The 14318-nt window shown below is 46.7% G+C and carries 10 protein-coding genes and 1 tRNA gene; 5 read left to right on the top strand and 6 right to left on the bottom strand.

Annotated features, from left to right (window positions below):
• The first annotated feature begins 2 nt into the window (after positions 1–2).
• From GJU87_RS14915 to GJU87_RS14900, 4 genes are all read left to right on the top strand, one after another.
• Complete coding sequence (locus GJU87_RS14915) at positions 3–953, top strand: N-acetylornithine carbamoyltransferase (RefSeq protein WP_153640224.1); 951 nt, start codon at positions 3–5, stop codon at positions 951–953.
• Positions 950–1747 (top strand): acetylglutamate kinase, encoded by a 798-nt coding sequence (gene argB, locus GJU87_RS14910; RefSeq protein WP_153640223.1) that lies wholly within the window; start codon positions 950–952, stop codon positions 1745–1747. The genes GJU87_RS14915 and argB overlap by 4 nt, the downstream gene beginning before the upstream one ends.
• A gap of 57 nt (positions 1748–1804) precedes the next feature.
• On the top strand, positions 1805–2878 hold the full coding sequence (locus GJU87_RS14905; RefSeq protein ID WP_153640222.1) for a M20 family metallo-hydrolase: 1074 nt from the start codon (positions 1805–1807) through the stop codon (positions 2876–2878).
• 78 nt (positions 2879–2956) lie between these two features.
• Complete coding sequence (locus tag GJU87_RS14900; RefSeq protein WP_153640221.1) at positions 2957–3541, top strand: thioredoxin family protein; 585 nt, start codon at positions 2957–2959, stop codon at positions 3539–3541.
• A 5-nt stretch (positions 3542–3546) separates the two neighbouring features.
• On the opposite strand, the gene GJU87_RS14895 is transcribed toward GJU87_RS14900, so the two are convergent.
• Positions 3547–4644 (bottom strand): FAD-binding oxidoreductase, encoded by a 1098-nt coding sequence (locus GJU87_RS14895; RefSeq protein WP_153640220.1) that lies wholly within the window; start codon positions 4642–4644, stop codon positions 3547–3549.
• A gap of 119 nt (positions 4645–4763) precedes the next feature.
• Here GJU87_RS14895 and GJU87_RS14890 point away from each other — a divergent pair.
• Positions 4764–4836, top strand: a tRNA-Lys gene (locus GJU87_RS14890).
• A 95-nt stretch (positions 4837–4931) separates the two neighbouring features.
• Here the strand turns inward: GJU87_RS14890 and GJU87_RS14885 are convergent.
• From GJU87_RS14885 to GJU87_RS14865, 5 genes are all read right to left on the bottom strand, one after another.
• Positions 4932–7253 carry a glycoside hydrolase family 3 N-terminal domain-containing protein gene (locus GJU87_RS14885; RefSeq protein ID WP_153640219.1) on the bottom strand — a complete coding sequence of 774 codons (2322 nt, stop codon included), beginning with the start codon at positions 7251–7253 and terminating at the stop codon, positions 4932–4934.
• A 28-nt stretch (positions 7254–7281) separates the two neighbouring features.
• On the bottom strand, positions 7282–8229 hold the full coding sequence (locus GJU87_RS14880) for a sugar phosphate isomerase/epimerase (protein WP_153640218.1): 948 nt from the start codon (positions 8227–8229) through the stop codon (positions 7282–7284).
• A 213-nt stretch (positions 8230–8442) separates the two neighbouring features.
• Positions 8443–10113 (bottom strand): carboxylesterase/lipase family protein, encoded by a 1671-nt coding sequence (locus tag GJU87_RS14875; RefSeq protein ID WP_153640217.1) that lies wholly within the window; start codon positions 10111–10113, stop codon positions 8443–8445.
• A gap of 123 nt (positions 10114–10236) precedes the next feature.
• The gene (locus tag GJU87_RS14870; protein ID WP_194831546.1) at positions 10237–12390 is read right to left on the bottom strand and encodes a glycoside hydrolase family 3 C-terminal domain-containing protein; all 2154 of its coding nucleotides are present in this window, start codon (positions 12388–12390) and stop codon (positions 10237–10239) included.
• Positions 12391–12538: 148 nt separating this feature from the next.
• Positions 12539–14212, bottom strand: a complete 1674-nt coding sequence (locus GJU87_RS14865) for a carboxylesterase/lipase family protein (protein ID WP_153640215.1) — start codon at positions 14210–14212, stop codon at positions 12539–12541.
• Positions 14213–14318 lie beyond the last annotated feature (106 nt).

The raw sequence follows: 14318 nt of genomic DNA, 5'->3' as shown, positions 1-14318 counted from the left end.
TCATGAGGCATTTTACATCCGTACACGATTTACCCGACCTGGACGAAGCGCTGAAAATCGCTTTCGAAATGAAAAAGAATCCGTTTGCCTATCAGCATCTGGGCAAAAACAAAACCATGGTGCTGATTTTCTTCAACTCGAGTTTGCGTACGCGCCTCAGTACTCAAAAGGCGGCGATGAATCTGGGCATGAACACGATGGTGTTGAACGTGAATCAGGATGGTTGGCAGCTCGAATCGGAGCTGGGGATCATCATGGATGGAGACAAACCCGAACATTTGCGGGAAGCAATTCCGGTCATTGGTTCATACTGTGATATTATTGGAGTGCGGTCGTTCGCGCAGTTCAAGAGCAAAGAAGATGATTACCAGGAAAAAATCATCAACCAGTTTATCGATTACTCCGGCGTTCCCGTCGTCAGCATGGAAGCCGCCACACGGCATCCGCTGCAGTCATTTGCCGATCATGTGACCATTGAGGAGTTTAAAACGAAAGAGCGGCCTAAAGTGGTGCTGACCTGGGCTCCACATCCAAAAGCATTACCGCAGGCTGTTCCCAATTCGTTTGTGGAATGGATGCGTCAAACCGATTACGAACTGGTGGTTACCCATCCCGAAGGATATGAATTAGCGCCTGAATTTATGGGCGATGTGAAGGTTGAATACGATCAGAAGAAAGCTTTTTCCAATGCCGATTTTATTTATGCAAAAAATTGGGCATCTTACAGTAGTTATGGACAGGTCCTTTCCCGTGACCGAAAATGGACGGTCGACGAGGAAAAAATGGCTCTGACCAATCAGGCAAAATTCATGCATTGCCTGCCGGTTCGCCGGAATATGGTTGTTTCCGATGGTGTAATTGATAGTCCCGATTCCATCGTCATTCAGGAGGCTGCCAACCGCGAAGTATCGGCACAGGCGGTGTTAAAAATGATACTGGAGGAACTAAAATGATCGAACATCTGACCATCATCAAAGTGGGCGGAAAGGTAGTGGAGGAAGAAGAATCGCTTCAAAACCTGCTTCGTGATTTTTCGCGCATCGCCGGAAATAAGATTCTGGTACATGGTGGAGGCACCAAGGCGACAGCCATTGGCGAAAAGTTGGGCGTTAAACCGAAAATGGTGGAAGGTCGCCGCGTTACGGATGAAGGAACCCTGGAGGTGGTTACCATGGTATATGCCGGCCTGGTCAATAAAAACCTGGTTGCGAAGCTACAGGCTTTGGGAACCAACGCTCTTGGATTGACTGGTGCCGATTTGGATGTTGTCCGTGCCAAAAAACGTCCCGTTGCCGAGGTTGATTACGGCTTTGTGGGCGATGTGGTCAATGTGAATAATCGCATGCTCCGCGAATTGCTCGAGAATGGTGCGGTTCCGGTGGTAGCGCCTATCACGCACGACGGCGATGGTCAATTATTCAATACCAATGCCGACACCATTGCTTCGGAACTGGCCATTGCGTTAAGCTCCAGTTATCGGGTCACGCTAATTTATTGCTTCGATAAACGCGGCGTGCTGATGGACGAATCGGATGAAGATTCGGTGATTGATGAAATTACCATGGCCGAATTCGAAGAGATGAAATCGACCGGAACAGTAAATGGTGGCATGATTCCGAAACTGACGACCGGTTTCAATGCGATGAAACAGGGAGTTAACGCGGTGGTCGTGACCAACGCATCGGCCCTTTCCGGTTCCAAAGGCGGAACCCGCCTGGCACTTTTCCACGAAGAAGAGGAAGAATAATTGAATACACTCATTTGATGCTGCTTTCCGTCCGGGAAGCAGCTGTTTACTTATGCTATGAATCTTTCGATTGAAAAACTTCACAGCGACGCCTATCGTCTGCTGCAGGATATGATTGGCATTCCGTCGTTAAGTCGCGATGAGGATGCGGTTGCTACGTTTCTGGAAAATCAGGCAAAGGAGTGGGGATTTTCTCCTTTCCGTCAGGGAAATAATCTTTGGCTGAAGAACAGGAACTGGCAGGATGGGAAGCCCGTTGTGTTGTTCAATTCACACATCGATACGGTGAAGCCGGCCAATGGTTGGACGAATGATCCCTTTACGCCGGTGGTGGAAAATGGCAAACTGACCGGTCTGGGCAGCAATGATGCCGGCGCCTCAGTGGTTGCCCAACTGGCCGCTTTCCGCTATTTCGACGAGTTATCGGAATTGCCGTTCAACCTGATTTGGAGTGCTACCGCCGAAGAAGAGATTTCCGGGACCAATGGCGTCGCCTCCATTTTAGACGAACTGGGACCGATTGATTTGGGGCTAGTGGGCGAACCTACCGGGATGAATCTGGCCATCGCCGAAAAAGGGTTGCTGGTTATTGACGCCGAAGCGGTTGGCAAAACCGGACATGCGGCCCGTAACGAAGGAGTCAATGCCATCTACAAAGCACTTGACGATATTCAACATCTTTTGGATTTTAAATTTCCGGAAGAATCGCCCGTTTTGGGACCGGTGAAGACGACCGTAACCCAAATCGAAGCCGGTCATCAGCACAACGTTGTTCCCGATAGTTGTAAGTTCGTCATCGATGTGCGGACCAACGAATGTTACTCCAATGAAGAAGTTTTCGATAAGCTTTCCGGTCTGCTCGAAAGCAAACTGACCGCTCGTTCGTATCGACTCAATTCATCAGGCATTCCGCTTGACCACCCACTGGTGAAGCGTGGTGTTGAGCTGGGACTGGAAACCTACGGTTCTCCAACGACGTCTGATCAGGCAGTTATTCCATACACTACCGTGAAAGTCGGTCCCGGTGATTCGGCACGCTCGCACACGCCCGATGAATACATTTTGGAAGAAGAGATTCGGAACGGAATCGATATTTATATTCGGTTACTGGAAGATTTGCAGTTAAAATAAGTCCGACTTTCTTCTTTTTTTCGTAAACCATGATCGATTCTTTTCGTTAAACCGAATGAACGAAAGAAGAAGATCATTATGTCACTTACTTTTTCAAGAATGTTTCCGCTGGGCGGGAAAGCGCCGGCATTTGAGTTGCCTGATACCGTTTCGGGTAAGAATATTTCACTCGACGAAATCCAATCTGATATAGCTACGGTTGTGATGTTTATTTGCAATCACTGTCCCTATGTGAAGCATGTAAACCACGAGATCACGGCCATTGCCAACGAATATGGAGCAAAGGGAATGAGCTTTGTTGGCATCAGCTCCAATGATGTCGATAATTATCCCGATGATGCGCCGAAGCTGATGAAGGAGACAGCCGCGAAAGAGGGGTATCCATTCCCGTATCTGTACGATGAATCGCAGGATGTGGCAAAAGCATACATGGCAGCTTGCACGCCCGATTTTTACGTGTTCGACAAGGATTTGAAGTGCGTCTATCGCGGACAGATGGACGAAGCCCGACCGAAGAATGACGTGCCTGTAACCGGAAAAGATTTGCGGGCAGCGCTCGATGCAGTTCTTAATGGAAAGCCGGTTCCGGAAGAGCAGAAGCCTTCTGCCGGGTGCGGCATTAAATGGAAAAAGCCGCCGACGCTGTTTCAGACCGGTTCGTAAGCCGGTTATTTTTTTCGGTAATACCTTAGAAGATTAACTTCCGGATGGATGGTATCAGATTCTCCGCAAAGAAGACGTGCAAATTCGCGCGCGAAAAAGGGGGCCAGCATGGCTCCTTTTGAGCCCAATCCATTAAAAATGCCGATTTCCGGGTAGTCAGGATGTAAACCAACCACAGGCCGTCGGTCGTGTGTTGTTGGCCGAATGCCGGCTCTTTTTCCGGTTATGGAATAAGGAACTTTGACAATCTTCTCCATTTTCCCGGTTAATTCAGCTGTCGCTTCGTCGTCGGGATTTGTATCTTGAAAATCCCAGCGGTAAGTAGCACCTGCACGAAAACGATTTTCACCCAGCGGCAGTACAAACATTCCCTTATTGACCATGTTGGTAATTTCCAGATCGGGAATATTCAAATCCAACACCTGGCCTTTTGTGTGTTTGAATTTGACAGGTTGGAAGAATGGATTGTCGCTGGCGCGGAATCCCTGGCAAAAGATGATTTTTTGTGCCGTGATGTTTTTCCATTGTACTTTTCCGGTTTTCCGAATGATATCACCGGTGTCCAGTTTTTCACTGATAAAGCGATTCTCCTGAATCAGAAATTCCCGGAAGCGGTCGATTAAGAATGGCAAATCGGCCCGGAAGGCGTTAAAGACCTTGCCAATTCCATAAGGAGCTTCTATGCCGCCTTTATGAAAAGTGGTATCTGGTTCGGAATGAATGTATGATTCCAGTTTGTTTTCCACTGTTTTAGTTCGCCAGAACGAACCTTCTTCCTTGCCTAAAATTTTGTTAATCTTCAGTGTATGCAGTAAATGGCAGGAAAGGAGTTTCTCCAGTTCGTGGTAGGTGTCTTTCAGAACTGGAAAAAGATCATCCACCAACCACGATTTCGTTAGGCGGCGAAAAACAACCGGATTGATGATTCCGGCAGCCACGCGGCTGGCTTTTTCACCGGAAGGTGAATCAACTACCACGAAATTTTTTCCACGCCGGTGTAATTCAAATGCCAACATGGTCCCGGCCAAACCTTGTCCTACAATAAGAAAATCAGTTTCTCTGTTGGCAATATTTTTTTCGGTCACCTTCATCATCCCATACATACCCTGAAAGAGGAAAATTGTTTGCCATGTGAATAAATAATTTGGGCAAAAAGTAGAAATTAAGGACTATCGCCGGTGACAACGACACTGTATTTTTCTATTTTTGTAGTCCAATAAAGCGGTCTGTAGCTCAGTTGGTAGAGCAGCTGACTCTTAATCAGCGGGCCCAGGGTTCGAATCCCTGCAGACCGACACAAAGATGAAAAGCCTGTAAGTCGCAAGATTTACAGGCCTTTCTGTTTTTAGCTATCAAAAATGTTTATGGTTAAGAACAAGTTCGCGGTAGCTTATTTGTATTTGGTTACCCGTTCATCGTTTATAACTCCGCTCCAGTTCATGCCGTAGGCAAAATCGTAGGTGTGACCTTCCGAATCAACATAGCATTCCATATCCCGCGGAATATCCTCTTTTTGTTCTTCAACTGTTTTCATGTTGGCCGGCATTTGGAAAGGCAGCAAAGCTGAAGGCTCGGCTGCTCCGGAGAGAATATCCATGATGGCTTGATCCTGAACACCCATGTGAATGAGGATGGCGTTGGAATTCTTTTCGATTTCGGAGAAGACCATTGGTTTGGAAACTTTTACAACAACCACAACGGGCTTAACACCCATTTTCACTTTGGTGTCGTTCACCATTCCCATGTCGAACTGATTGTGAGTAGTGACCGTTTTTCCTTTGTAAGTTCGATTAGTGAAATCTTCAAAAGGACTGCCGCCTGCAATACTCGGATCGCGGGCAAATTCGGCTTTGTATTTTCCATACTGAAGACTGATGGGGATATAGCCATTTCCGCCATTTTTCAAATCCTCGCGGTCGTAGCCAACTCCGCCATCGGGGCTTTCGATGCCCACCAATGCAAAATCTGCTTCTTCGGGAGTTTCAACTACCTCGAAATATTTTTTGACGATGTCCATATTAAAAGGATAAGCTTTTTTCTCCGGTGTTGGAAAACCAAACCAGTTTTTACCTGCCGGTGTGTAACGAATTGGCACATAAACTTTCAGTTGTTTTTTCACCGGAAGGATGTGATTCTGGTTTTTCAACAGGACAATGGAACGAAGTTGAGCATCATAGCCGACCTTCATGAATTCCGGATTACCCACTATTTCTTCGGTTTCGGCTACATTCAAATACGGATTTTCGAACAAGCCTACCCGGAAGATATTCTTCAGCAGACGAGCGGCTGACTGTTCGAATCGCTTGCGCATGTATTCTTCACCATGCTCGGCCACGCCCATTTTGTAAGCTTCGATAACCGGTCCCATTTCGTTGTTCCCGCCAAACTGGTCAACTCCAGCTTCGATGGCTTTATAGTGACGTTGTGCTTCGCTCAGATTTTCAACGCCCCAACATTTCCCCTGAAACAGGTCGACAGCCTTCGTATCCTTGGTAATCATCCAGTCAGTGCAAACCACTCCATCGTAGCCGTATTTACCACGAAGCAGATCGGTAATCAGGTATTTATTGTAACTATTTCCTACATTTTCTCCATTGACCGTATCCTGATTAAATGAAATAGTGTAGTAAGGCATTACGGCTGACGCCATTTCGGTCGGTCCATTCAGTTTGAAAGCGCCTTCGGTAAAAGGCTTCAAGTGATCTTTCAGGTTGTTTCCCGGATAAACGGCATATTCACCATAGCCAAAATGTGCATCGCGGCCACCTTCTTCCGGACCACCGCCCGGCCAGTGTTTTACCATCGCATTCACGCTCTTGTAACCCCATCCGTTGGCAATTTCATCTTTGCCAGTGGAAGTTTGGAAACCATCGACATAAGCCCGGGCCATATCGGTCGTTAAATCGGGATCTTCGCCCATGGTCCCGTCAAAACGGCTCCAGCGAGGTTCCGTACCTAAATCGATTTGAGGAGAAAGAGCGGTTGCAATTCCCAGGGCCCGGTATTCCGCGGAAGCGATTTCACCGAACTGTTTCATCAAACCTGGGTCGAACGAAGCTGCAATGCCGACAGTTCCCGGCCACATGGAGATTTTTCCTCCGGCGCTCGCATTGTATTCGGCGTTTGAAACACTGGTATGACGCGGATCGGAACTGTTATTTATGGGAATTCCCATGCCAATACCTTCGACCAGCGCCTGGGCATTATTGTTCCATTGGGCTGCAACCCCCGGACTTTCCACGGTAGTAATAAGAACATGCCGCAGGTTATCTTCGGTTAGAAATTTTTTCTGTTCATCCGATAAATCGCTGGGGTTGGCACCACTTTCGTCGAATGATTTTCCGTTGTAAGTCGATGTGAAAAAGCCTCCCGGTCGTCCGGGAATGGCTTGATGAGCGCTATAAAGCATCAGCCCTGCGATTTGTTCTATTGACAATTTTCCCGCCAGATCTTTGGCCCGCTCGTCAACCGGAAGTCGCCAGTCTTCATATTTGTCGAGCTGACCGTTTTTATTGAGATCCTTGAAACCCAATCGATCGACAGTGAGTAGTTGAACGCCGGAACTGGGAGAATAACCAATGGTGGCTCCATCCTGATTATGGACGAGCACAAAATCACCTTTGTCTTCAGTGGTGTATTTTGGGCTACATCCTGAGATACCGATAGTGAGTACAAACAGGGAAAGCGAGACTATTTTCGTGAAAGATTTCATAATGTTAAAGTTGATTGCTTACGGGCTGTTAACTGTTTCTAACAAATGAAGCATTGGCCAGGTAGTCGAAGCATTGTTTTACTCCTTCAAACTGGGTGATTCCTTTTTTCACTTTCTCCAGTTCTACGTAATATGAATTCAAACCGTTTTCGTAAGCCTTGTTGAAGATATTTTCGAAGTTCATCATCCCCGACTGGCCCAGGACTTCCCGATCTTTGATATGTAATACCGGGAAACGGTCCGGATATTTTTCGAAATATTCCAACGGATCGTTTTGTCCCATTACGGTCCAGTATACATCCATCTCGAAGAACACCAAATCCGGATTGGTCCCGTTCAGCATCAGGTCATAAATGACGTCGCCGACCGGCATCCACCACGGAGCATTCTTCTTTTTGTCTTCTTCCGTAAGAATACGTTTGAACTCCATGTTGTGGTTGTGATAGCCCCATTTAATGCCGGCATCCTTGGCAATCTCACCTGCCTGGTTAAAAACGTCACAAACCAGAGCGGCATCGGCATGGGTTTCGATTTTGGGCATACCGGGTTGAACCAGCGTCGTAGCTCCCAGTTTGACGTGGTCTTCAACGGTTTTCTTCCAGTAATCGGCAATCTGATTGACGTTCCCTTTGTTGTATTCTCGGGTTGTTGGATTAACATGCGAACTACGGATTTCCAAACCGGCATCTTCCACAATCTTGCGGTACTCATCCATGCCATACTGTCCCATTTTTCTGTCGCGGTAGCCGGCCAGCTCAATGTAGCTGTAACCCATATCGGCTATTTTTTTCATTCCCTTAGGAACATCATCGGTCAGCTCTTTTCCCAGCGAATAGATCTGCAAGCCAACTTTCTTGGACGGGCCGGCCATTTTGTTCAGTGTTTTGGATGCGAATGCGGGAGCAGCACTTCCGCCCAACATTCCTCCAACGGTAATCAGCGAAAGCTTTTTTAGGAACTCGCGTTTTGTTGTCATAGTATTTTTAGTTTAGGTTAGTTGAAAAACAAGTTATTGTTGTGTTTGCAAATGGTGTTGGTTAGCAATTTACCATGCATTAAACATTAATGCGTCTAAGAGACGCAATAATAATGTAACATTCTGGAAAATAAAAGAAAAATGACCGGAAAATGCCTGAGTTTAACTGGAACTAATCAAAATGAAAAAGTGGCTTCCGGTCATTTTATATTGCTAGATTAGATTTCGGGCTTCCCGGTCCGGATCGTTTTTCACTTCGGAACGGTCGTTCAAAATCATGGTTTCGCCCTTTTCGACCGTATAGCGTGGCCATTCGGGCAGGCCTCCACCATTGGGATTTCCGGTTTTCATGAACTGAAGCAATGTTCCGGACATGTTATCCGACAACATTCTCGGGCGTTTTCCACCTCCGCTGTGCGTTAGCATGAGGTCGGTGTTCGCGAACCAGAACGAGATATCGAGACAATGGAAAGCCCGCATGCGGTTATCGAACAGTGGCGGTTGCCAACCAAACCAGGCTACGTAAACCGGCGATTTTTGATTGGCTTTGGCATTGGCCGTTTCAACAACGCCTTTTCGGTTACTGCTAATCATAATGGCCAATTCAACGGGTTTAGCATCCGGGAACGCTTTGGCATATGCAGCGTAAACTTCGGGCGCTTTATCACCCAATCCACCGCCAAAGCCGGCCCATTTCTTCAACATCTCGATGGCTTTATCAGCTGTCATTTTTTCCAGCTCCGGATTGGTCCGGCTCATGGCCCACTCATGAAACGTACTGCTAATAAGCATCGGCACATCCGAAGACAGGCCATTTGGTTCGTTGTAAAATTTCCCTTTCGGAATATTTCTTCCATCAGCTACAGGTGCGAAGCCGCCTCTGAATCCTCTGTTTTCACCCGTATCTTCCCTCATTTTTTGGAGGGCATTGTTGGCGAGAAGAATGTAATCCTTCCAGGGCATCTCCTGCAATTTGTCTATTTCGGAAGATGTCAGATTGGCTTCTTTCAAAACGTATTCTCCCAGTTTCCTGGAATAGTTTTGGTTCATTGCTTCGGTGGTCGAGCCACTCAGGGGAACTGCTTTGTGGAACGTACCTTTTGCATCGGGCATCGCCGTGAGAATACAAACTTTAGCACCTCCGCCGGATTGTCCCATGATCGTTACATTACGAGGATCTCCGCCAAAATTGGCGATGTTATTTTGTACCCATTTCAGTGCAGCGACCATATCGAGCGCCCCCACGTTACCCGAATCGGCATATTTTTCTCCGCCTACACCAGACAAATCAGAGAAACCGATGGGACCAAGGCGATGATTTATCGATACAAAAACAGTATCGCCTTTACGACTAAAATTTTCGCCGTCGTAGCCATCCTGCTCAATACCGTTACCGTTGGTATAGCCTCCTCCGTGTAACCAAACTAATACAGGTCTCTTCTTTTTATCGATGGCTGGTGTCCAGACATTCAACTTGAGGCAATCTTCACTCACATCATCGTAATTCCAGTGGTCGACAAACGAAGCATAAGCGTTCGCATACCGGCCATCCATGATTTGCGGAGCCGTATTTCCCCACCAAACGGCAGGCAGAATTTCTTTCCATGGTTCCGGTTTCTGCGGAGGCATAAAGCGGTTCTTTCCACCTGTATCGGCTCCGTACGGAATTCCACGAAATTGGTGTATTCCGCGAAGAATAAAGCCTCTAACCTTACCGTATTCTGTTTCTGCTATCGCGATATCGTCGCCAATGAAGAGTTGCTGGTCATCGTTGTTCACCGGAGGTTGTTCGGTTGCCATTCCTGAAAAAGGAAGAGACGCCAAGCTGGCACCGGCTGCTCCGGCACCTAATGTTTTGAAAAAACTACGTCGGTTTGTTTTCATGAACTGGTTAGTTTTAATGTTTTTCAGGTTCATTTTGTAAACCATTAATAATCAATACCACTTCTTCTAATACAATTAGGGTTCAGTATATGGTTGATTATTAATGGTCCGGAGTATATAGGTTTACATTAAGGCAATCTTTTTTTGAAGTTTAATATCGGACACATTGGCGCCAACCTGTAATTCGATATTACAAAGGTCGTCGGTCCAGGACTGTGTTGCTTCATTCCAATATTGAAGGCTTTTTACCGGAATATTCAGTTTAACTGTTTTACTTTCACCCGGTTTTAAAGTTACTCTCGAGAATGCTTTAAGTTCTTTATTCGGCCATTCGACGGATGGATTGATGCGATGGACATATGCCTGAGCAATTTCGTCGGCTGCTACCGGGCCGGTATTCTTCAGTTTGAATGAAACAGTGATAACATCATCCTTTCCGTAGGTATCCTTGTCGGTTTTCAAATCGGTGTAGTCAAAATTGGTATAGGTAAGACCGTAGCCAAAAGGATACATTACAGGAATATTCTTTGTGTCGAACCAGCGGTAACCGACCAGCGATTCTTCGGAATAGATGGCCGTATTCGGGTCATTTTTTAATTCTTTCTCCGATGCATCGTCTTTCGATTTCTCCACTTTCTCCGTTTGCGAAACCAGATCGGCAAAGACATCGGCACCTTTCTTTCCCTGCGGATAATTACCTAAGGCATAAGCCGGCGAATCTTCGAGCTTCATGGGAAGGGTGAATGGCAAACGACCACTCGGCGAAATATTTCCTACCAGTACATCGGCCAACGCATTTCCACCTTCGGTGCCGTTAAACCATGAAATAAGCAATGCTTTAGAAACGGGTTTTACAACATTGAGGTCGTTCGGTGCACCACTTGTAAGTATGGTAATAATATTGGGGTTTACCCTGACAATTGCCTGAATTAAATTATCCTGTCCTGACGGAAGTTTAATGTCTTTCCTGTCTCTTCCTTCACTTTCCACGGCCCTGTTGTCCCCACCGATGAATAACACAATATCAGCTTTTGATGCTACATCTACGGCTTCAGCGGCTAATTTTTTGGCTGTGATTTCTTTTTCGCGGGCTTCTTTTTCAAGTTCCTCAGGTGTTTTTTTCTTGAAAAAATCAGCGAAATTGAAAACAATCGGTTCGTATCCTTTTGCATAAACCAATTCGGCTTTATCTCCAATTTTGTTTTGCAGGCCCTCAAACGGTGTAACCTCATACAAGGTTTTAACACCTGCTCCCATTCCGCCAAGTCCCATGGTTTGTTTGGCGTTGGCTCCAATAACTGCAATTACAGGTTTTTTGCTAAGATCTAACGGAAGTGAACCGTCATTCTTCAACAATACAATTGATTTGCAGGCTACATCGTAAGCAATTTTCTGCTGTGCCGGTTGAGAAGTCATTTCCTGGTTGGCTTTTTCTTTCGGGATTGGCTTAATGGCCAGTCTGACCCTGAGTATTTCGCGAACACGCTGATCAATTATGTCCTCCGATACCAATCCTGCCTTTACAGAATCAAGCAGGGCTTTTCCAAGGTATTTTTGAGTGGGCATTTCAACATTGAGACCGTTGCTAATGGCATCAACAGTGCTGTGTGTACCGTTCCAGTCGGAAATCACCATGCCGGCGAAGCCCCATTGGTCACGTAAAATCTTATTCAGTAATATATCATTTTCGGCACACCACCAGCCGTTCACTTTGTTGTAAGCGGCCATAACGCCATATGCATCGGCCTCTTCAACTGCCGCTTTAAACGGAGGCAGGTAGATTTCGCGCATGGCACGTTCACCGACAATTACATTTACGGTTCCCCGGTTGTTTTCCTGGTTGTTCAGCGCATAGTGTTTTAGGCAGGTTGCTACGCCGTTATCCTGAACTCCTTCGGTATAACCAACCGATAGTCTTGAGCTTAAAAAAGGGTCTTCACTCAAATATTCATAAGTGCGCCCTCCGGTTGGGATACGTTGAATATTGATGGCCGGTCCAAGAATCATATCTTTTCCGCGCAAGCGTGCTTCCCTGGCCATTCCGGTACCATAAGCATAAGCTAGTTCCGGGCTCCAGGTCGCGGCCAACGCCGATCCGGTTGGGAAAAAAGTGGCTTTGTCCTTTTCACATCCTAAGGGCATCCAACCATCGGGCTGCATTTCTTCGCGGATACCAAACGGTCCGTCGGCATAAATCATGTCAGCTATTCCCAAACGCTCTACACCAGCCGAAACAAACATGTGCTTGGCATGCAGCATGTTTATTTTTTCTTCCAACGTCATTTGTTTGATAATGCCGTCAATCTGCTTATCGTATTTTAATAAAGCTGATTGATGAACGCTTTTGCCTAAACAATTTACCGACCATATTGCAATAAGGATTGCAACACATAAAACATTTTTGACATTCATTTTCATCATTATTTTAGTTTAGAATTTCTCTCCACATTTTAAGCACCGTTTTGTAGCGGTCGTTTATTACTGAACATTGGGTATCGATTCTCATGAGCGGGCGGGTGCTCAGATTATACGCAGGCCAGGCTGGTTGTTCTTTTGCTGAAGGGACACTCGTCCGGGCGAAGGAAGTCCACAGTTGGCACATGTTGTCCGAAGCTGCAAAGCGCTCAGGCCGATTGCCGGCCATACCGGAACTTCGGTGACCCGATTTATCCAGCACATTATTGATGTTGTGAAACTTAAAAGGAATGTCCATCGCGTGCATCGAGCCAAATTCATAATCCGTACCCGGAACCTTCAAGTCCGATTTGTACCCGAAGTTGTAGAGGTACGCAAGAGCACCTTCCTGTTGTGTTTTCCTTTCGGCGATGGTAATGGAACCCAATCCCATAACCAGGATGGAGCGAATGGCAATGAAAAGCTGGGTTGGTGTGGCTTTGGGGTAAGCTTTCCGGTAGGTGTCGACAACCAATCGCGCTTTATCTCCCAGAATAGACTCAATTCGTTGATGCAATTTTTCCTCCGTTAGTTGGAAGGCTTCTGTATCGCCTGAGAACATGGCAAAAAAGATAAATTCATCTTCGTTCCAACCGACCAACAACGGTTTTTCTTTCGAAAGGGAAGGGGCTACCGGATCAAACGGATGAGTAGGTAGGACCACTCCGTCCACCACCGGACCGAACCCACCTTTGCCGGCTGCACCAATGCCATGGAAACCGGCTATTTGAGAGAGGTCTCCCATCTTTCGCAGTTGCTCTTGCGCATCGAGAAGTACCGAAGGAGGAAGTTTTAAGAGTTTCCTCCAGTCGTTACGTGCTATTCCCAGTTGTTTCAGTAACAACTCGGTGGTTTCAGCTGCGACATCAGCTGTTTTCATCATTACACCCGGTCCGCTTTCGATGGAGGCTTTATGAAAATAGGGAGCCGCTTCGGGCATGGCATACAGGCAGGAAGTTTTCAATCCGCCACCTGATTCACCGAAGATCATGACATTGTTCGGATCGCCTCCAAACGCAGAAATATTCTCATTCACCCATTTCAGCGCGATAGCGATATCCTGAACACCGCGATTTCCTGAACCGGCGTATTCATCACCGGCAATTTCATCGAGATAAAGATATCCGAGTAAACCCAACCGGTGATTAGTGGCAACCACCACGACATCGTACATTCTGGCGAGGTTAGAACCATCCTGAGCCACACTTCCGGCGGAGCCGTGTGTATAACCCCCACCATGACTGTACACCATTACCGGCCGCTTTTTATTATCGTTGGCGGGAGTCCAGATATTGAGTGTCAGGCAATCCTCTGCAGGATTCGGTTCATCGATACCGTATGTTTGATTGGGACCCTGAATAGAAGGAGGTCCCAGTCGTTTAGCTTCTCTCACTCCGGTCCATGCTTTTAACGGGGCTGGCGTTAAAAAACGCCGTTCTCTGGAGACACTTCCTGCGTAAGGGACGCCTTTGAAAATATTTACGCCTTCCGTTCTGCTTCCGAGAAGTTTTCCAAAGGCAGTCTCCACTTTTATATCGGTAGAGGTGAATGGGAACGAAGCATAAATAAGGCGAGGTAAGGCCAGAGCCGGAAGAATTCCAAATGCTGTCCGACGGAAAAATTCTCTTCTGGTAAGGTCGTCCATCTTAAGTTCAGTTAGTTTGGGTTTAGGTGTCACTGGTAAATCAATGCTTCTTTGCCAGAATGCTGATCGATTTCAGCACAGGCAAAGAAGCATGGGTTGAGAGACT

It is taken from the genome of Prolixibacter sp. NT017 (assembly GCF_009617875.1).
Lineage (GTDB): Bacteria > Bacteroidota > Bacteroidia > Bacteroidales > Prolixibacteraceae > Prolixibacter.
The sequence above is the reverse complement of the archived record's forward strand: the minus strand, read 5'-3'. Positions and strand labels throughout refer to the sequence as shown.